This window comes from bacterium (genome assembly GCA_037131655.1).
Classification (GTDB): domain Bacteria; phylum Armatimonadota; class Fimbriimonadia; order Fimbriimonadales; family JBAXQP01; genus JBAXQP01.
Window position 1 is genome coordinate 1 of sequence record JBAXQP010000011.1, and the last position, 19,172, is coordinate 19,172.

General features: G+C 48.2%; 20 protein-coding genes and 1 tRNA gene. 2 read left to right on the forward strand and 19 right to left on the reverse strand.

What is annotated here, in order from left to right; genetic code table 11:
• Window positions 1-32 precede the first annotated feature (32 nt).
• Together WCO51_01120 and WCO51_01125 are read left to right on the forward strand one after the other, a co-directional pair.
• On the forward strand, window positions 33-1,013 hold the full coding sequence (locus WCO51_01120; protein MEI6511861.1) for a GHMP kinase: 981 nt from the start codon (window positions 33-35) through the stop codon (window positions 1,011-1,013).
• Window positions 1,014-1,136: 123 nt separating this feature from the next.
• The gene (locus tag WCO51_01125; GenBank protein MEI6511862.1) at window positions 1,137-2,189 is read left to right on the forward strand and encodes a glucose-1-phosphate thymidylyltransferase; all 1,053 of its coding nucleotides are present in this window, start codon (window positions 1,137-1,139) and stop codon (window positions 2,187-2,189) included.
• Here WCO51_01125 and WCO51_01130 read toward each other — a convergent pair.
• The 19 genes from WCO51_01130 to WCO51_01220 all read right to left on the reverse strand — a co-directional run bounded on the left by WCO51_01130 (window position 2,186) and on the right by WCO51_01220 (window position 19,148).
• Window positions 2,186-2,854, reverse strand: a complete 669-nt coding sequence (locus tag WCO51_01130; GenBank protein ID MEI6511863.1) for an LON peptidase substrate-binding domain-containing protein — start codon at window positions 2,852-2,854, stop codon at window positions 2,186-2,188. The genes WCO51_01125 and WCO51_01130 overlap by 4 nt on opposite strands.
• Window positions 2,855-3,028: 174 nt before the next feature.
• Entirely contained in the window at window positions 3,029-3,673 is a 645-nt protein-coding gene (locus tag WCO51_01135; protein ID MEI6511864.1) for a glycosyltransferase family 2 protein, read from the reverse strand.
• Between the two features lie 205 nt (window positions 3,674-3,878).
• Complete coding sequence (locus WCO51_01140) at window positions 3,879-4,970, reverse strand: GNAT family N-acetyltransferase (GenBank protein ID MEI6511865.1); 1,092 nt, start codon at window positions 4,968-4,970, stop codon at window positions 3,879-3,881.
• A gap of 251 nt (window positions 4,971-5,221) precedes the next feature.
• On the reverse strand, window positions 5,222-6,118 hold the full coding sequence (locus WCO51_01145) for a DUF1559 domain-containing protein (GenBank protein ID MEI6511866.1): 897 nt from the start codon (window positions 6,116-6,118) through the stop codon (window positions 5,222-5,224).
• Between the two features lie 63 nt (window positions 6,119-6,181).
• Window positions 6,182-6,544, reverse strand: coding sequence for a P-II family nitrogen regulator (locus WCO51_01150; GenBank protein MEI6511867.1), 363 nt, complete (start codon window positions 6,542-6,544; stop codon window positions 6,182-6,184).
• An 89-nt stretch (window positions 6,545-6,633) separates the two neighbouring features.
• Window positions 6,634-7,239 (reverse strand): aminoacyl-tRNA hydrolase, encoded by a 606-nt coding sequence (gene pth / locus WCO51_01155; protein MEI6511868.1) that lies wholly within the window; start codon window positions 7,237-7,239, stop codon window positions 6,634-6,636.
• A gap of 68 nt (window positions 7,240-7,307) precedes the next feature.
• Window positions 7,308-8,096 carry a fumarylacetoacetate hydrolase family protein gene (locus tag WCO51_01160; protein MEI6511869.1) on the reverse strand — a complete coding sequence of 263 codons (789 nt, stop codon included), beginning with the start codon at window positions 8,094-8,096 and terminating at the stop codon, window positions 7,308-7,310.
• A gap of 18 nt (window positions 8,097-8,114) precedes the next feature.
• Window positions 8,115-9,380: a nickel-dependent lactate racemase gene (larA, locus tag WCO51_01165; protein MEI6511870.1), complete on the reverse strand. Its 1,266-nt coding sequence runs from the start codon at window positions 9,378-9,380 to the stop codon at window positions 8,115-8,117.
• 295 nt (window positions 9,381-9,675) lie between these two features.
• On the reverse strand, window positions 9,676-11,133 hold the full coding sequence (locus WCO51_01170; GenBank protein MEI6511871.1) for an aldehyde dehydrogenase family protein: 1,458 nt from the start codon (window positions 11,131-11,133) through the stop codon (window positions 9,676-9,678).
• Window positions 11,134-11,170: 37 nt separating this feature from the next.
• Window positions 11,171-12,145: a C-terminal binding protein gene (locus WCO51_01175; protein ID MEI6511872.1), complete on the reverse strand. Its 975-nt coding sequence runs from the start codon at window positions 12,143-12,145 to the stop codon at window positions 11,171-11,173.
• A 207-nt stretch (window positions 12,146-12,352) separates the two neighbouring features.
• Window positions 12,353-12,425, reverse strand: a tRNA-Glu gene (locus WCO51_01180).
• Between the two features lie 237 nt (window positions 12,426-12,662).
• Window positions 12,663-12,845 (reverse strand): hypothetical protein, encoded by a 183-nt coding sequence (locus tag WCO51_01185; protein MEI6511873.1) that lies wholly within the window; start codon window positions 12,843-12,845, stop codon window positions 12,663-12,665.
• A 163-nt stretch (window positions 12,846-13,008) separates the two neighbouring features.
• Entirely contained in the window at window positions 13,009-14,046 is a 1,038-nt protein-coding gene (gene gap, locus WCO51_01190) for a type I glyceraldehyde-3-phosphate dehydrogenase (GenBank protein MEI6511874.1), read from the reverse strand.
• Between the two features lie 205 nt (window positions 14,047-14,251).
• Window positions 14,252-15,640: a hypothetical protein gene (locus WCO51_01195; protein ID MEI6511875.1), complete on the reverse strand. Its 1,389-nt coding sequence runs from the start codon at window positions 15,638-15,640 to the stop codon at window positions 14,252-14,254.
• 37 nt (window positions 15,641-15,677) lie between these two features.
• The gene (locus WCO51_01200) at window positions 15,678-16,997 is read right to left on the reverse strand and encodes a site-specific DNA-methyltransferase (protein ID MEI6511876.1); all 1,320 of its coding nucleotides are present in this window, start codon (window positions 16,995-16,997) and stop codon (window positions 15,678-15,680) included.
• Between the two features lie 8 nt (window positions 16,998-17,005).
• Window positions 17,006-18,082: a quinolinate synthase NadA gene (gene nadA, locus WCO51_01205; protein MEI6511877.1), complete on the reverse strand. Its 1,077-nt coding sequence runs from the start codon at window positions 18,080-18,082 to the stop codon at window positions 17,006-17,008.
• 142 nt (window positions 18,083-18,224) lie between these two features.
• On the reverse strand, window positions 18,225-18,572 hold the full coding sequence (locus WCO51_01210) for a HepT-like ribonuclease domain-containing protein (protein MEI6511878.1): 348 nt from the start codon (window positions 18,570-18,572) through the stop codon (window positions 18,225-18,227).
• Complete coding sequence (locus tag WCO51_01215) at window positions 18,562-18,861, reverse strand: nucleotidyltransferase family protein (GenBank protein MEI6511879.1); 300 nt, start codon at window positions 18,859-18,861, stop codon at window positions 18,562-18,564. Before WCO51_01215 ends, WCO51_01210 begins: the two co-directional genes overlap by 11 nt.
• The gene (locus WCO51_01220; GenBank protein ID MEI6511880.1) at window positions 18,858-19,148 is read right to left on the reverse strand and encodes a nucleotidyltransferase family protein; all 291 of its coding nucleotides are present in this window, start codon (window positions 19,146-19,148) and stop codon (window positions 18,858-18,860) included. Before WCO51_01220 ends, WCO51_01215 begins: the two co-directional genes overlap by 4 nt.
• Between the last annotated feature and the right edge of the window lie 24 nt (window positions 19,149-19,172).

The following is a 19,172-nucleotide window of genomic DNA, read 5'->3' on the forward strand; positions in this document are numbered from 1 at the left end:
CTCGAAGCTGCTCAATTAGGAGATAACACCAAGTGATTGTAACACGTACCCCTTTGAGAATTAGTTTTGCAGGCGGGGGCACCGATTTTCACGGCTTCTATGAGAAAGAAGAAGGCGGAGTGGTTTCGGCTGCTATCGATAAATATATTTACATCATCATCAAAGCCCGCTTCGATGATAAAATCCGCCTCGGTTATTCCACGACTGAGATGGTGGAGCAGATTGATGATCTCCAGCATGAGCTAGTGCGCGAGGCGATGAGGAAGGTTGGTCTTCGAGGCGGTGTTGAAATCTCGACAATGGCCGATATTCCTTCGGAAGGCAGCGGTTTAGGTTCCAGCAGCAGTGTCACCGTCGGTGTGCTTCATGCACTTTACGCTTATCAGGGTGAATTGGTCACTGCCGAACAGCTTGCGAAGGAAGCTTGCGAAATCGAGATCGATATTCTTGGTAAGCCTATTGGCAAACAAGACCAATATATTGCTGCCTATGGCGGCCTGCGTTCGTTTAGATTTTGTCAGGACGGTTCAGTGAGTACAGAACGCCTCAAGATAAGCGATGAACGCCTTCTACGTTTCTCCGAACAAGTCCTTCTTTTCTTCACCGGTCGAACAAGGCAATCGAGTACCATCTTGACCGAGCAGAAATCGAATATCGATGACAAGATGAAAGTATTAAGTGTGATGCGAAAGCAAGCTGATGAGATGCGCGAAGTACTCGAATCGGACGCGCCTCTCAGTCGAGTAGGACGAATTTTGCATGCCGGATGGCAGCACAAGAAGGGGCTTGCCAGTGGCATCTCCAGCGGTGATATAGACAGTCACTATGAAAGCGCTTTGGACGCAGGGGCAATCGGTGGCAAAGTTGCCGGCGCAGGCGGAGGCGGTTTTCTCCTCCTATTCTGTCCTCCTGATCGCCAAGCCTCTGTCCGAGAAGCCTTAAAGTCTTTAAAAGAATTAACCTTCCAACTAGATCGAGACGGCAGCAAGGTTATTTTTAACGTACAACGGTAGTAGGGTTAAAGGCGAAACAAAAGGCAGATCCGGTTAAGTTTTCCCCTTTCCAAGGGGAAATACAAAGGGGTCAATACACAGAAAGAATCCGAAGGGCGCTATGGGTTGATCTGAGGGCTAATTATGAAGGGACTTATATTGGCGGCGGGAAAAGGGACTCGGCTTCGGCCGTTGACTTATACGGTCCCCAAACCGCTGCTTCCTATCGCGAATAAACCCACACTGGTGTATGCCATCGAGGCGATGAGGCGGGCAGGGGTAGTTGACATTGGAGTGGTGGTGGGTGAGCAGGGCGCTTTGATTGCCGCTGAGCTTGGAAATGGCGCGGAGTTGGGTGTTTCGCTCAGCTACATCACTCAGCCCGAGCCGAAAGGTCTCGGACATGCGGTCAACTGCGCAGATGATTTTATTTGCCGCGAACCCTTCATGCTTTACCTAGGCGATACTCTTTATGATGCTGATTTCAGCGTATACAAGCAAGCTTTCGATAAAGTTAATCCCGATGCGCTCATCTTGGTCTCCCCCGTACCCGATCCGCAGCGGTATGGGATTGCCGAAGTTAAAGAAGACCGGATTATTCATCTGGAAGAAAAACCCAAGCAACCACGCTCAAATTTGGCGCTAGCCGGTATTTATTTTTTCGGCCCGAAGGTTTGGGAGGTTCTGCCCCACCTTAAGCCTTCCGGACGAGGTGAATTGGAAATAACCGATGCCGCCCATATGCTCATCGAAAAGGGTGCGGATGTCCGTGCGGGTATTTATGATGGCTGGTGGCAAGATTCCGGCACCCCTGATTATATGCTTCAAGCCAATGACTACTGGCTCGCCAAGATCAAGACGAGCATTGAAGGGATAGTCACCCCAAGCTGCCGACTTAACGGCCAAGTCGTTATCGGCAAAGGGTCAAAGCTAGAAGGAAATACTGTTATCGAAGGCCCGTGCATCATCGGCAATAACTGCCAACTCAAAGATGCTGTTATTGGCCCAAACGTGTCATTAAGCGATGGGGTTTGTGTTACGAATTCAACCGTCTCCAGAAGCATTTTGATGCGAGAAGCTTTTGTTGAAAACATGGGTCGTCCTTTAGTGGATGCATTAGTCGGTCAACGCGCACAATTGGTTGGGGGAAAAGGCTTCACATTATTGGCCGACGATACTGTCTTGAACACAGACTAGTTCGGTGAATACCATTCTTCAGCAAACGACTCATGATCCAATTGGGTCGTTCGCGACATCTTCATTTCATCCACTCGCTGTTCGATTTGCGGGATTAACTCTGAAAAGCGTTCAAGGGTGTCAGTTAGCTCCAAAAAGTGTTGCTTGTGTAGCGGATCCGTATCGAGCGCCATCGCCATAGCAAAAGATAGCACAGCCGCATCCGTTGGGAAATGAACGCTAATCGGAACATTATGTGAGGCGAATAAAAGCTCTAAATAGATTTTGAAACTTCCCTGTGCGCGCTTGAGTAGCTTGCGAGCCGAGGGCGAACTTGGCAAGTTGTTCTCATCAAGTGGTTCGATAGTGCCGATGAGATATGGTTGATGCGTATCATCGAGTTCTCGAATCCGGAAGCGTTCCTCGCCTTCGACAAGAATGTTAATCCCGTCATCGAGCTGTTTGACCTTCCTCACACGAGCGGTCGTGCCGACAAGATAAGGCTCAACAGAATGGTCCTTTTCACTACCTGTACGGATAAGAACAATACCAAACGGCTCGTCAAACTCGATACAGCGGTCTACCATCCTCATATAGGATTCATTAGCGACATAAAGCGGTAACTGCATATGCGGGAACAGCACCATATCTAAAGGGAACAACGGCAACCGATCACCAGTTTGCATCTTAACCCACCTAGCCTTTGATTTAATATACCGGAAGAACTAATAGAGAATGTTTCAATTTTCGACAAAATCTGCGAAAGAAATATTCACCCCTTAGTTTGCTTCATTTTCAAAGATTATAATTGGATGCTAACAGTGCTTATTCATGCAGTGGAAACGAAATTAATATAGGAGTTAATTGCCGTGGGAGTTGAAGAAGTAAACCTTTAGGATTTCGGCATACATTCTCATTCGGGCGAATGAGCCTTTAATTTTACCGATTTTGGCTTCCTTGACGGTATGGGTTACGCCGTGAAGGACGACTCTTTTGACCGTATAGCCTTTTCGGCGGAAGAACTTGTTGATTTTAACTTCGATACCGAAGCGGGATTCAACGACATGGGGGACTTTGAGGAAAAGTTCGCGTTTAATTGCGCGTTGACCGCTGATGTTGGGGCTGATTATTTGTGAAAGAGTCGTAAACCAGCGACCTCCTCTAAAAACACCGATACACATATCAGCACCACATTCGGCTACTGGTTTTACTAATTTCTCGACATGGACAGGTTTAAGACCTTCCAAATCAGCATCTAAAAAGACGATGATTTCTGCATCAGTTTGCCTCACGCCCTCATATAACGCCCCGCCTTTACCGGCATTGACTTCGAGTTGAAAAGCGCGAACGCCATCAAAGCTGCAGGCAACCTGATAGGTGTTATCCTTCGAGCCATCGCTTACCACGATGACTTCATGAACACACGGCACTTGGAGTACTGTTTCCAGCACGCCGCCAAGCCGTTTATCTTCGTTATAGGCAGGAATTACTGCGGCAACTTTCACTGGCCAGGCTCTAAAGGCAGCAGTGCGGTCACTATTGCAATCGCTTTGCTCGTTAGCGGATAAGAATGCAAATTGGCAATGATGTCCATATCGCCACCTTTCTCCTTTGTTCTGTGTTTCTGAAGAGTCTGATTTTCGGAGTTGATTAGATTAAACGTATCAGTTAATATCTTGGAATGTAACGGTTATGGCAGCTAGCAATCAACTATTCTTCGTGGTCGCCTAGTCCACCTTCAAGTCGTTCCCTGACCGCATGTTCCACTTTATCGCCCAAGCGATTCCAAGCAAACGCTGCTTGCCCCATAAGTCCGCGAATGGGCACAAGCACTCGGTAATTGTATATATAGGACTGTGGACGCCAGCGGGCTTTATAGCCTTCCTGGCCTCTTAAAAAATCGAAATACTCACATCGTTCACCGATGGCCGTTCTCACCGCATGACTAAGAGTGAGTGTGCCAGGGCTTAACTTCCCAAACTTTGGATTGAACCCTGATTGATAAAAATAGTAGCCCTTACCGAAGCGAAAAGCATATAAGGCTGCTTGAGTGTGCCCATCGAGTTCGAGCATGTGTAAACGAAGCCATCCTTGCTCCGCTGCAAGCTTTGAAAACTCTCGATGGAACTTTTGAATACTACGGATAAACATGGCTCCTGGCTGGCCACGCTGTTGCCATCGTTTTTGGTGCAGCTTAAACAGCGATTTTAGCCCTTTGTCGACTTGATTAACGTCAGCAAGCGATACTGAGAAGTCATAATCGCGAGTTGCCGCTTGCTCGTAGCGTTTTAGACTCGAACGCATGTTTCGTCCGAGGTATGAAAGATAGTCAGCCCAGGTATCCGGCAATTCAAGTCGCGAGCAGACAGCTTGGAGTTTGCGCCACGCCCCTGGCATTCGCAGTGCAACACCCAGTAAAGGCGAGTTGTCAGGAACCTGATGCAGGTCGAGTAAGTGGGCAGTTGGGTGGCGCATTAGATGACACATAACCCTACGAGCAACTTCTTTTTCGAAGCCAGTTCGAGCAAGCAGCCCATGATAATCGGCATGACCGTTTCCCATGAACCGCAACGCGCCCCATGCTCCGCTAGTCTCATAAAAAGCTCCGATGCCGATAAGCTCATCGCCGAGACGAACGCAGATCACGTAGGGATATTTGCCCTCACCGAAATGCTTCCACCAAGTTGAGGTCCACTCCCATGTCTGGAAAATAGTGGCGCTCTCAGATTCCTGTTGAAGCTCTCGCCAATCCCTGGCAACTATATCGGGCCAATGTCGATCCTGGAAAACCTGGATCTCCACTTTGTTTCGCACAAGCGTTTGCACGGTGAGATTATAGCACCATCCGCCCTTCCTGTACAGCTTTTGGTTTTAGACATTTCCGATCTTGAAGCAAGGAGCAATAGAAAATCAGTCCAAAAGTCCCACAAAATGAGCATTTTGGATAAAGGTTTTTGGTGATAGGGTACAGAAAATGTCCCCCTTAAAAGGGGGACACTCCAAATCGTTCTTTCGCCTAATCCGTACCTAATTCCTATCACCTTCTCTGGAACCTATGGGTAAGACACCCCTGGGGTATCGGGGTTCCATTTATCGGTGGGGGCAGCGAAAGTGTATTCGGGGAGTTTGGATGTAAGATTATAGAGGGCGACATTATGGGCTTTCATTGTTAGACGATTTTTGGCGGTGTCGGCATAGGTTTGGCCGGGAGCTAAAGGTGCTACGTGGCCATCGCAGAACAGAAAATTGGATTTACCCGCATGGTAATTTTGGGGCGCCTGGGAAGGAAGTGGGGGCGTATATGAACTCAAACAATTAACGAAAACATCTGACTTGCAGAAATAGGGGCTGCCATTACGATAAATGGCGGCATGTCCTTTGGCATCTTTATATTGCGCACCTTCATAAAGGAGGATAACATTTGCAAGCCCCTCCTTATTGCCGATAAGATCGGGATTAATTCCTGTGCACCAACCTGCTACATTGAAGGTTGAAACATCGGCTACTTTATCTTCGCCCGGATGCCAGGCGCGAAGAAAGTCATTCATGACATAGTTTTGTCCTGGAGAATAACTTAGGTTCGGATCACCGGGGATAGCATTCGGGCATGACCAGACGGAATTGCTGGCGTTGCCGCGTTGCTTGACATAATTCCAGAGGCCACCGATATCCTTGCCTAACCCTGTACCCATTGAGGTGACCCATGCGCTTTTCACCATCGGCCCGCGTAGACCGCCTTCATAACCGCCGGGGGCAGGGAAACGACCGGAGTAATCAGTGGCGTAAATAACGAATGCTTTACCGAGTTGTTTAAGATTGGATTGACACGTTGCCTGACGGGCTTTGTTGCGTGCATGGGAAAATACCGGAAATAACATCCCGGCAAGAAGGATTATAATGGCTACCACGACCAACAGCTCGATCAACGTGAACCCGCGCACACTACGCACTGATAGCTCCTTTAATCTAAATTAAGGATTATCCCTTTGTATAAGGTGCTGCTAAATCAAAGTCTATAAAACGATATCGCCTCGTTCGCCTGTGCGGATACGCATAGCTTCGGTCAATGGGGCGACAAATATTTTGCCGTCACCCTGTTGACCCGTACGAGCGTGACGCATTACGGTCTCGATAACTTCCTCAACCTGATCATCAGGCACGATCATTTCGAGCCTGATTTTGATAGGCAAAGAAATAATATACTCAGCCCCGCCAAAAGATTCTCGCGCTTCAGGTGAACTTCCACTTCCGCGCACCTCAAGCACAGTCATCCCTTGAATACCAAGTTCTGCAACTGCCGTTTTAACCTCATCCAACTTATGAGGCCGAATAATACATTCCAGCTTTTTCACAATAGCTATTATATGACTTTTCAATCAAAACTGCAAGAGATGTCCCAATATTGATTTATCGCATTATGGAGCAACTAATTACCGTATTATTACCAGGAAGCTCGTTCGAATACCTAATCCGAATTTGCCTCCTTCTGATTGAACTTATTCATAACATTTTCAATGCTCTCTACAAGCCAAAACTCTGCCGCATCTGCTGCACGATCAACCGACTTCTCGACTTGAACACGCTCATTAGGTTTGAATGAGCTAAGCACATAATCGATTGCTTCACCACTCGACGAACCAATCCCGATTCTTATGCGTGAATATTCCTGAGTACGAAGAAGGCGTTCGATATTTTTTAATCCGTTATGCCCACCAGGCGAACCACTGGCTCTAACACGAATACGTCCTACAGAAATCGCCATATCGTCCAGGATAATTAATATTTTATCAGGCTTTAGGTTAAAATGGCGTGCTAATGAGGCGATAGCTTCCCCACTTAGATTCATAAAAGTCATTGGTATAGCTAAACATACTTCGACGCCATTAATCATTCCAAGACCAAATCGGGAGCGAAATCGCCGTGTCTCCAGTTTGATCTTATGCCGACGAGCCAGCTCTTCAATTACTCGAAACCCAATATTATGCCGAGTATCCGCATACTCGGCACCTGGGTTTCCAAGTCCAACAATTAAAGTCCGCGGTTCAATCTGAGGTCTTCGCCATCTCATCATCGCCAACATTGTACCAGTCTAGCCAATTAAGGACGTACTTGTTAGTCGAAGAAATTCGAAAGACCTTACTAAACCTCTGCGCTAACTGGGTTGGATAGGGAGCCGATGCCTTCGATGGTTACTTCAACTTTATCGCCGGGTTTTAGGAAGACCGGTGGTTTTCGGGCAAAACCGACGCCTGATGGGGTGCCGCTCATGATCACCGTTCCTGGTCGCAAGGTGGCAAATTGGGAGCAATAGCTAACCAATTTGGCGCAGGAGAAAATCATATCGGAGGAGTTGGTCGACTGCATAACTTCGCCGTTTAGCTTGATAGAAAGATTGAGATTGTCGCCATCGACTTCCGTCTCAATCCAGGGGCCTAAGGGGCAGAAAGTGTCGAAGCTCTTTCCTCGCGCCCATTGGATATCATTCTTCAACTGAGCGTCACGCGCGCTGACATCATTGCCGCAAGTGTAGCCAAGCACAAAGCTCAAAGCCTCAGACTCAGTTACACGCCGACAAGTTCGGCCAATAACAATGACCAACTCCGCTTCATAATCAACTTCGCTAGGAGCCATTTTCGGTAGAACAATATCATCCCCTGGCCCGATTACTGTACTAGTAGCCTTTAAAAAGATGACCGGCGCAGACGGGAACTTCATCCCACCCTCGGTCGCATGCGCTTTATAGTTAAGGCCGATTGCAATCACATCCGGCGGCTCAATAGGCGCCAATAGCTTAACCGCGCTGACGTCATATTCCTTGCCGGTTGGATCCATACCCTCCCAAGGCAACCCTTCAAGCGCCTTCACTTTATTACCTTCAATAATTCCGTAGCTAACTACTCCGCCAACATCAAATCTTGCAATTTTCATAAGTTTTTCCTTTCAGCATTACTCACTAACTGGAACGGCGTAAGGTCCTTCAGGGATAACGACCACATTCTTATCGCCTGTTTCCTCAACACTCTTTCGAATGGCCTCTTCTAAGTTATCGATGACATGAACCCCTGTCAATTTTCGATCCTTTTCAGACAACCCTTCTGAATAAAGATAAATATTGCCTCGCTGCATCGCCCTGATTAGGCATTGGGTGCCCCATTCATCGTTATCGGCAAACTGTTTAGGCATAATTTCGGCCAGGAAGCCATCCACCCCTTTGGCGACTAAGCGCTTTTGGCAAGAAACGAACCCCTTTGAGCCTAACCCTTCCGAGCATTCAGAGACCACAAACAGGTTTCCCCCTTGCTCAAGCACTCCTAATGGCCCGACCGCGCCTTTAACAGTCTGATAAAAAGTCTTATCAAGAGGATACCCCGCCGTGCTGGTAATGATTGTTTTGTACTTGCGCGGCAGCGATATCTTTGCATATCGATCGACATAACGGACGGCTTCAAGATGGCTTTCAACCGTATCACCAAATGAAACATAGGAAAGCCGCCTGTTCTCATCAATGACTGTATTAAGCGCCAGGCACTTGCCGACCTTTGCTAATATCTCCAATTGATCCTGATGCACCGGATTGCCGTCTAAAATGCAATTATCGGCCAGAGGATTGGCTAGAAAACGGGCTGAATGGAGTGATGAGATTGTTTGCGCATGGGCCACCCCCGGAGCTATTAATTTTCGCCCACCAGAATAACCGGCCATTAAATGAGGTTCAACCAATCCAGTGAGAATTCGCAAATCCGCTTCAACTAATCGGCGATCGATTCGAATAGGGGTGCCACGGGTCGTTGTGCCGAGGTCAACATGGCTATCGTCATTTTCGGCAAAGTGGTTAACGATCTTCACCGTTTTGAGGACCCATTCATCCCCTATCAATTCCTTTACCTCATCGCCTATATTCGGTCTATGCAAACCGGTCGCGATTAATATCGTGATGGCATCGGGTTGCAATCCACCTGCCAAAAGCTCATCGATTATAATGGGAAGAAAAAGATTATTCGGGACTGGGCGAGTAATATCGCAGATAACAATACAAGCGCTCTTACACCCTCGTGCTTCTTCAATGAGCGTCTTCGATCCGGTTGGGTTCGCCAGCGCCGTACGAATTGCCTCCGACGGGTTGAATTGAACCGGCATATTCGGCTTACTAACCACCGTTACATTCCAGTCATTCGGCAGCTCAATCGGCAGACCTTTCCTGCCGTAACTCATATTAATTATCATATATTTACTCAAGTCAGCGGGGAAGCTGTCAGCTCACCGCGTCTCGTCAGCTTCAGATCTAAACGTGCCGTAGCTTTAGCGAAGGCACGTCATTCCGAGCTTGTCGAGGAATCTTCCGGAAGACCCTTTGGCAAGCTCAGAGTGACGTGGATATTTCGTGTAGGGGCAGGGCTTGCCCTACCCCTACATCAGAAAGAAGGCTCCGGCAGCGCCGCTTCGCTCTGCTACCGAAGCATCGTGATTTTTCATAAATACGTTATACGCACTGCGTAATACGTATTCCTTATCCGTACCAGTTGAAGCCGGTTTCTCCGACCCAACTAATGACGTTTTTGACTTCCGTGTATGCTTCCAAACCCTCTCGGCCTAGTTCGCGGCCTAGACCGCTCTCCTTGAAACCGCCATAGGGGGCATTGTTGAATACGAAGTTGTGGGTGTTCACCCAGACGGTGCCGGATCGAAGCTGGGCAGCCAATCGTTGGCCGTTGCCTACATCGCCAGTCCAGATGCTCGCCGCCAGGCCATATGGGGTATCGTTAGCCGACTTGATCATCTCCTCGACGTTATCGAAAGCAGTAACAGTCAGCACCGGGCCGAAGATTTCCTCTTTGTAGAGTTTGCTGGTGACTGGCACGTTGTCGAAGATTGTCGGTTCGACATAGTAACCTTTGTCTCGTCCGGCATTTCCTCCGCCAACAACGGGCTTACCTAGAGTTGCAACGCCCTCTTCAATGTATCGCATGACCGCATCGCGCTGCTCAGCAGAAACCATCGGTCCCATGCGAGTGTCTTCATCAAGTCCGGGGCCGATTTTGATGGTCTTCGCCTTCTTGACCAACATTTCGACCAGCGGACCGTGGACTTTCTTATCAACCAAAACGCGAGTGGCAGCGCAGCAGCATTCACCTTGATTGAGGAATGCTCCGAACAGAATGCCATCAACTGCTTGCTCGATTCTGATGTCGTCCAAAACAATCGCCGGAGACTTGCCGCCTAACTCTAGTGAACAAGCACAGATACCAACCGCCGAGGCGTTCAAGACATCCTTACCGACCTCGGTCGAACCGGTGAAGCTGAGTTTATCGATCGCCGGGTGGCGATTGAGCGCAGCTCCGGCTTTACTACCCGCGCCGGTGATTATATTCACAACACCTGCCGGCATACCGGCTTCTTTAAATACATCTCCCATCATTACCGTTGTCATCGGCGCCCAGCTTGCGGGCTTCATTACAACGGTATTGCCAGCAGCTAAAGCTGGCCCCAGCTTGCGGCAAGCCAACACCAACGGGAAGTTCCAAGGGATAACGGCCGCGATTACGCCGATAGGTTCGCGAATGGTGTAATCTATGCAGGGCGCGCTGCAGGGAATGTTCCTTCCGACCATATCGACCACTAGGCAACCGTAATACTCAATCGAATCGATTGCCATGGGGATATCGAAATTACGGCTCTCGATAATGGGCTTGCCGGTATCGAGAGTTTCAGCCATCATAAACTCTTCTTTGCGAGCGGTCATGATGTCAGCAACTCTGCGCAGAATGCGTCCGCGCTCAGAAGCAGGCATGTTCGACCATACACCGCTGTCAAATGCCTTGCGGGCAGCCATCACCGCGCAATCAACATCGGCCTCATCGGCCAAAGCGAAGCGGGCAATCGGTTCTTCCGTAGCGGGATTAATGCTCTCAAAGGTTCGAGAGGTCTGTTGCCACTCGTTGTTAATAAACAGTCCGAATTCCTTCATTTCTTGCCTCCTTGTGTTGGCCTATCTTTTGAATTAACTACTTACGGTTCTTTAGCGCGTCCGGGTTGAGGAGCGCTTTCGGGCATTCGCCCGTCAAGGCTCTAGCGACCTCTTGTGCGGCCAGAAACTGCAATGACTGCAGCGCCTCTTCCGAGAACCAAGCCGAATGAGGAGCCAGGATTACATTATCAAACTTAAATAACGGGCTATCAGTCGGAAATGGTGGCGCATTCTCAATGACGTCCAACCCAGCGCCGGAGATAAGCCCTTTTTCAAGCGCCTCGATAAGCGCTTCCGTTTCGATGAGTTCGCCGCGAGCACAGTTTATAATCACCGGTTTGCTCTCCATCATCGCAAAAGCTTCAGCGTTCAAAATATGCTTCGTCTCAGGGGTTGCAGGCGCTTGCACGATGATTGCATCCGAAGTTTTGAGCAAAATCGGCAAATCGACCTCCTTAGCAGCAATTTCACCCTTAAAGTAGGGGTCGAAAAACACTATTTTCGGTCCAAAAGCAGCCACTTTAGAAGTGATGGCCTTCCCTATTCGGCCCATCCCAATGATGCCGACTGTGAGAGTGTTGATGCGTCTCATCGGTTTGAGCACACCGAGCTTCCAGTTATCGTTTCTAATGGCTTTATCGCCCACTGGCAGCTTTCGTAGCAACGTCAGCATCATCGCCAACGCATGATCGGAAACTTCATCGATGCAGTAATCGGGAACATTCGCCACCATAATGCCCCGCTGAGTAGCGGCGGCAATATCGATGGTGTCAACCCCAATGCCGTAGCGCACGATAATGCGGCAGTCCGGCATGGCGTCCATCACAGCGCCATCGATGGGGCCATAGTAGGTGTTGAGGACGGCATCCGCCCCTTTCACCAACTCGATGACCTCTTCAGGAGTTTTGCTTTGCCCCGCAACAACCTCTGCGTCAACCGGTGAAAGCACTTCCTTCTCCGGATCAAGATTGGAAAAGACATAATCGGTAACAACAACTTTAAATTTGCTCAATTTGACCCACCGCTCATATGAGGATAACCGCATGCCGCAAATACTGCGACCACGGCACGGATTCAGTAACTGTTATTATATGTGACGTGAACATGATTGTCAATGGTGAATGGAGTTAATTCCCTTTGCATAAGTTAGCTTTCTTGTTAGAAAGTTAACAATAGCTGATTGAGAAGTGGTTTGTCCTATTAAAAAGGAGGAAGTTTATACCCCGGACGGGATTCGAACCCGTGATCTTCGCCGTGAAAGGGCGATGTCCTAACCGCTAGACGACCGGGGCATGTGAACGGAACAATATTATGCTCTACAGCAACCTAAAATATCAACCTGACAGCGTTTTATTGAAGAGGACGATGCCGGAGGAAGTGGTGTAATACGTGAAGTATCTTTAAAATAAACCAAAATCACCACTAACCGACCTCATCGAAAGTCGGCTATAAGTGATCGGTTCATAGCGTATATACAGGTGAAAGGCCGGATAAAACTACCCGGCCTACACTATTTCCGACCGAACTAATTATTGTCCTGTTGGCGGCACTGGTGTTGTGGGAACAGTTGTTGGTTGCGAAACAGGTGGCGCTGGTACTACGGGAGCTGTTGATGTATTCGATCTCATATACATGATCCCCAAGGCAATCAAAACCACAACAACAATTACCGCAATTGCAACAGGCAAACTAATTTCTTGTTTCATAGCCATTTTAGACCCTCCTTAATCGAACTCAGTCCTTTTGAACGACATCTAATAAGCGTTCATTATTATGTATCTTAGCGCAAACGACAAAAGTTGTCAAGTCATACGCTCAAAAAAAGGAGGCATTTATGCTTCAATGCCTCCTTTTTTAGTAACGAAACGCTTTTTCTTACAGACCCTTCTCTGCCATAAAGTTGAGAAGGTCGGCCACACGGGATGCGTAACCCCACTCATTGTCATACCAGGCGATAACCTTTGCCATGTTATCACCGATGACCATGGTGGAGGTAGCATCCACGATAGAGCTGCGGGGATCGCCTTTGAAGTCAACCGAAACTAACGGTTCATTGGTGACGCCAAGATAACCTTTCATCGGTCCGTTGGCGGCAGCGAGGATAGCTTCATTTATCAGTTCAGCAGTAACTGATTTTTGAAAAGTTAAAACCAAATCAACAACCGACACAGTTGAAGTCGGAACGCGCAAAGAATAGCCGTTTAGCTTGCCCTTCAACTCAGGAACGACCAGGTGAAGCGCTTTTGCAGCTCCGGTGCTGGTGAGAATGATATTCTCGGCAGCGGCTCTTGAACGTCGCAAGTCACTGTGTGCTTGATCTTGAACTCGCTGATCGTTAGTATAGGCGTGTACCGTTGTCATTAAGCCCTTATCGATGCCAAAGCTATCGTTGAGAACTTTTGTAACGGGGGCGAGACAGTTGGTGGTACAGGATGCATTTGAAACGATATTGTGATTAGCCGGATCGTATTTGTCTTGGTTAACCCCTAAGACGATTGTAATATCTTCGTTCTTAGCAGGGGCGCTGATAACGACCTTTTTTGCGCCTGCATCGATGTGAGCGCGAGCGCCCGGCTTGCCCTTTACTGTGTCGTGATTAGCGTCAGTAAAAACGCCCGTCGATTCAAGGACCATCTCGACGCCAAGATCGCCCCATGGAATCTTTGCGGGGTCTTTTTCAGCGAAAACCTTTATGCTGCGATCGCCGACTTTAATGCTATTACCATCTGCCGAAACATCTTCAGGCCAGATGCCGTAGTTTGTATCGTACTTGAAAAGATATGCGTTAGTTTTCGAGTCGAAAAGATCGTTGATAGCGACCACTTCAAAAACGCCTGGGTACTTCCCCATGATTGTGCGCATGCTTAGTCTGCCAATGCGGCCAAATCCATTAATTCCTACTTTAATTGCCATGTGCTTCCTCCATAGAATCTGCAGAATCTGCGAAATGTCTTACTGCATCCCGCCAATCATATAATGGCACTTTTCACCCCCCCAACGCAATCAAATTCTTCCGTTTGGCACTGGTATAACAGAGGGGGAAATTCATATTGCTTAGTGCGAATTCTATATTACGGATGTCCCCATAGAGTGTCAAAAGGCCGATGGGACGCCGGGGCTACGGGGGTGGTTTTTCTCCTGAAATGGTTTTCAACTGATAAATCAACGCAGGGGAGTATTGGACTTTAACTACCAATCGGCGGGATTGGTCTATCCAGTAATCGGTGGTGGATTGGCGGTAGTGGACGGTTTCGAAATTGCCGGCGGGAAGGACGAGGGTTTCTTTGCCGACGTAGGTAATTAATGACGAAGTCCATCCGCCTAGAAGAGAGCCGGGCGCTGTGGTGTTGAAGGAAAATCGAGTGAGAGAGAAGGTGCTGCCTTCCGAACTTGGTGACGGCCAGAAGAGAGAGGCGAAAGCGCCGCTGAAAAGCCAGTATTCCCTGGATGGAAGTGTAAGAGTGATCGTGCCCTCCGCTTCTCCAAAAGCCCGAACGCGAGGATTGATATCTCGCCAGGTGACTTCAATACCATCGGTTCGGGATGGCAAGGTTCGAAGCGCAACTGAAAGCGTTGGCCGAAAACTGCCATTGACCTCATCGTGGGTGTCCAATCGGTAGTTGTGTGATTGGATATTACTCTTAACTGCCCAACCGCCAGTTACTTTATATCGGCTGAAAGTTTCCGAATAATCCGTTGTCTTGCCGTCTATCAGGCATTCATAGGTTCCGGTAAAGACGGGAGTCGCCGGCACTGATGCCCAATCAACGCGTGGGGTTTTCGAGCCAACTTGTTTGAAAATTGAATTCGGACGGGCGAAGATCGAATCGGTGATAGAAGTTTGGAATACGACTGATTGCGTCCGAACCTCGACGGTCTGTTTCCCATCGACATATTGCAGCTCAATCCCAGGAATTTGAGCGCCTTCGACCATTTTATAATCGCTAAATATACTCAGTAAATCCGCTTCTTTTCGAGCGATATCGCTATAAGCGCGATAGGAAAGGCCAATGACCAGCCCTGAACTCTGGTCAAACCAAAGGGAGGTTTTTGGCGCGATTGTGTCCATTCGGATCGCATCTCTGCCATCGGGCAATTTCTCTGCGCCGACAACTGAGGTTAAGGCAAGGCCTTGTTGAGCATCCAGTAGCAATTTGAGGGTATGACGACGTGATTCTCTTATGGAGCCTGCCTCTAATATCGGCGCATCGACCGAATCCCCACCCGGGAAACGTTGCCAAGCAGTATCAGGGGTGACTACTTTCGTGGCAACGCCGACTTCCATCTGATAGTCCAAACGTATCCAATCCCCCCGCTGCCAGATGGTCAAGGGGATTACCACGCCATTCAACCGATACTCCTTTCCCCAAAGTCCACTCTGCGCCATTTGGCGAACGGCCTTATCGCCGCCATGTGCCGTAATCGCTTTATTAATCAGTTCGGTTGCTGTCTGACCAAACACGGCAACCACCAACAAAATCCCCAGCAAGCCCAACATAAAACGCATATGAATGTCTCCTCTTGATATAATTCGCCTCAAGACGTTAAATCACCTTCACAGAAATGACTTTACGCGCCTCATTACCGAAAATATCAATCACCTGAACGGCCACCTGATAACTGCCAGGCGCTTCATAGTTATGGGATGCAATTAATAAAAGATCGCTGTTGGCACGAGTCCGGTAGCTTTGCCAATCGTTTCGAAAAATATCCCCCTGATAATCCCAATCAATCGCCCAATAATCCACTCCCTGCGACCAGTGAGAAATCGCCTGCCGCACCTTCTCTTCAGCGATAACCACATCATTCAAACTAAGCTCAACCATCTTCTCATTAGCTTCAATAGTAACCGTGAGTGAATTGCCGCTATACTCATTATCGTCAATAGTTTGAATAGCAAATGGTGTTGCATTTGGGATTGAAAGAAGCCGTTTGCGGGTGTGGTGGATTGCCATATTATTTTGGTCGGCAGCAATCCATCGCCTTCCCAGCTTTTCAGCAACGATTGCGCTTGTGCCCGAACCGCAGAAGCAGTCCAGCACCAAATCCCCCTCGTTCGATGAAGCTCTTATAATCCGTTCAACCAATGCTTCAGGTTTTTGGGTCGGATAGTCAATTTTCTCCGGCTGATTACCCCTTAGTGCTGGAATATCCCACACATCGCGCATCCCGGCCATCGTATAGAAACCATTATCGTCATGCAGTATTTCCACATTGCTGAAGCCATAACGGTGTTTGAGGTAGGATTTCTCCTTCTGACGGTTCCAAATGGCATTCGCTTTATTCTTGGCGTAGAAGAGGATATTATCGTGTTTCTTGCCGAACCCCAGCTTCTCAGGCACTCCGCCGGTGCGGTAATACCAGATCACCTCGTTCACCAGATTCTCTGCCCCCATGACCTCGTCCAAAATCAGCTTTGCATGGTGAGTGATGTGCCAGTCGAGATGGACGTAAAGGCTACCGTTATCAGCCAATAGGTCCTTCAGCAGCACGATCGTCTCATAAAACCACTGTAAATACCCATCCGGCCCTTTGCCCCAATTATCTTCATAGGCATCCTGCTGCAAGAATGCCTGTGGATTATCAGGGATGGCCGTTTTGTGGTTGAAAGAAGAGCCGGTCAAAAATGGGGGGTCAATATAGATGAGGGTCACTTTGCCTTGGAATTCAGGCAGTAAAGAGGGCAAAACAGCGCGTTTATCGCCAAAAATCAACCGATTTTGCCAATTGGGTTCGCTAAAAAGAGGGGAATTAAGTGATTTCCCGCTCATAGATTCTAAAGTTTCGAATGGCAGAGCCTCCCGCGGCGGTTGGACGCGGCAGCCTTCCTTATCATACTTCCCCCGCCAAATCAGTTCAGCCATCGTTGGGTTTAGGTGATGCTCAGCATTCTTTCTAGCGCGATGCGCGCCTGGGATGCAATTTCTTCCGGGACGGTTATTTGGTTGACGATATTACCTTCGACCAGATTTTCGAGCGCCCAGCAGAGGTAGCTGGGATGAATTCGGTACATGGTCTCGCACGGGCAAACCACCGGGTCGAGGCACATGATAAACTTGTCCGAGTTCTCGTTCGCCAAACGCTTGACCAAATTAATCTCAGTTCCGATGCCCCATTTTGCGCCCGGCTCCGATGCTCTTATAGTCTTTATTATAAACTCAGTCGAACCATCGAGATCGGCTTTTTTAACGACATCAAGAGGGCATTCGGGATGGACGATTATTTTAATACCCGGATAAACTTTTCGCGCGGCTTCAATCTGATTGACATTAAATCGGCAGTGGACTGAGCAGTGGCCTTTCCAAAGGATAATCTTCGCTTGACGCAGTTTATCTTCCGTATTTCCCCCAAATGGCAGCATGGGGTCCCACAAGACCATATCTTCGTCGGGATCAAAACCTAGTTTGAAGGCGGTATTGCGCCCAAGGTGTTGATCGGGAAGGAAAATCAGCTTTTCAGACCTTCCCAATGCCCATTTCATCACTGCCGTCGCATTGGAAGAGGTGCATACCGAGCCGTCATGCTCACCCACAAATGCTTTCAAATCGGCGGCGGAATTGATATAAGTAATCGGCAGCACTCCCTCGGGTAGTTGCGTCCAGCAAGAATGAACCTGTTCGATATTCGCCATATCCGCCATTGAGCATCCGGCAGCTAAGTTCGGCAGGATCACTTTTTGGCTATCGGAAGTGAGAATGTCAGCGCTTTCAGCCATAAAATGCACACCGCAAAAGACGATGTACTTGGCATCGGGGTGGTTGGCCGCATCTTTGCACAGCTTAAAGCTATCGCCGCGATAATCAGAGTGGACGATGATCTCTTCCCGTTGATAGTGGTGACCGAGAATGACGAGATCGCTGCCCAACTTCATTTTCGCATCAGCGATACGTTGCTGCGCTTCTTCCTCGGCCATCTGAGAATAAACAGGAGGCAAAGGTGCTTGAAACATCCGGAATAGCCCTTTCTACCTTTAGACGAACAGTTCCGAACAATTCGAAACGGTGATGTTGTCCGTCCCACAATCTGAGGTTGTTAAATCTATATAAGATTATACCCAGGAATAGAGTTTAAGAGGTCATTGGGGTGAATTACTAGTATTGTATCTTGGAAAGGATAAAGCGCAACTCAGTGATAAGAATTGGAAGGTCGACAGTAACAGTATCCCAGACACGGTCGAGATCGACATTAAAGTAGCCATGGATTAGTCTGTTACGCATTCCTACGATACTTTCCCATGGTAATGCAGGACAGTGCTCACGAGTTTCAGTACTTACTTTGCCGGCAGCTTCACCAATTATTTCAATATCACGGGTAATGGCCCGGCTAAGCATTGCGTTCTTTTCCAGATCAGCTCTAGCGTAGCCTTCGATAAACTCCATAGTTTCAACAGCGGCGTCCAGCATATGGCGTAAACGAATAATGTCATCTTCAGGCAGCATACTGAACCTCGGCAGTGGCTAATACTTTATCTCGGAAGTATTGAGAGAGTTCATTTGGGGTTCGTAAGTCAACCTTATGGCCGATGATGCGAGAAAGCTCGATCTCAAGGCTGGCCATCCCGATAAATCCAATACGAAAATCAGGTTCGAACTCAACCAGAACATCAACATCACTATCAGGTCTAAAATCATCCCGCAAGACAGAACCAAAAAGCGACAGCTTTTTTATATGGTTGCTTACGCAGAATTCAGCTATTATTTTGTGATCAATTCTGACATTAGCTCTCATATTTGCACCGCCTCTCGAAGAACTCTATCCTTTATCCTCTGGCGAAGGCCTTTATCACTAACGACATCGACTTTTCGTCCGAGCAGTTGTTCTAACTCTCTTACTAACGCTGCATGTTCGAGTAGTCCGCAGCCGGGGTTCAACTCTACTAGAAAGTCAATATCACTCTTCTCATCGCTATCACCACGGGCGACTGAACCAAATACTCTTAGGTTACAGACATGGTGAGCATTTGCGATTCGTAATATCTCATCGCGTTTAGTTTCTAATATCTGCCTAATCTCCACAATAACCTCCTAAATATTTGATTC

Coding starts and splice junctions, on each gene's coding strand:
- WCO51_01125 (MEI6511862.1), top strand. CDS start 1,137: ATGAAGGGACTTATATTGGCGGCGGGAAAAGGGACTCGGCTTCGGCCG.
- WCO51_01130 (MEI6511863.1), bottom strand. CDS start 2,854: ATGCAAACTGGTGATCGGTTGCCGTTGTTCCCTTTAGATATGGTGCTG.
- pth (MEI6511868.1), bottom strand. CDS start 7,239: ATGATGAGATGGCGAAGACCTCAGATTGAACCGCGGACTTTAATTGTT.
- WCO51_01160 (MEI6511869.1), bottom strand. CDS start 8,096: ATGAAAATTGCAAGATTTGATGTTGGCGGAGTAGTTAGCTACGGAATT.
- larA (MEI6511870.1), bottom strand. CDS start 9,380: ATGAGTTACGGCAGGAAAGGTCTGCCGATTGAGCTGCCGAATGACTGG.
- WCO51_01170 (MEI6511871.1), bottom strand. CDS start 11,133: ATGAAGGAATTCGGACTGTTTATTAACAACGAGTGGCAACAGACCTCT.
- WCO51_01185 (MEI6511873.1), bottom strand. CDS start 12,845: ATGGCTATGAAACAAGAAATTAGTTTGCCTGTTGCAATTGCGGTAATT.
- gap (MEI6511874.1), bottom strand. CDS start 14,046: ATGGCAATTAAAGTAGGAATTAATGGATTTGGCCGCATTGGCAGACTA.
- WCO51_01195 (MEI6511875.1), bottom strand. CDS start 15,640: ATGCGTTTTATGTTGGGCTTGCTGGGGATTTTGTTGGTGGTTGCCGTG.
- WCO51_01200 (MEI6511876.1), bottom strand. CDS start 16,997: ATGGCTGAACTGATTTGGCGGGGGAAGTATGATAAGGAAGGCTGCCGC.
- nadA (MEI6511877.1), bottom strand. CDS start 18,082: ATGTTTCAAGCACCTTTGCCTCCTGTTTATTCTCAGATGGCCGAGGAA.
- WCO51_01210 (MEI6511878.1), bottom strand. CDS start 18,572: ATGCTGCCTGAAGATGACATTATTCGTTTACGCCATATGCTGGACGCC.
- WCO51_01215 (MEI6511879.1), bottom strand. CDS start 18,861: ATGAGAGCTAATGTCAGAATTGATCACAAAATAATAGCTGAATTCTGC.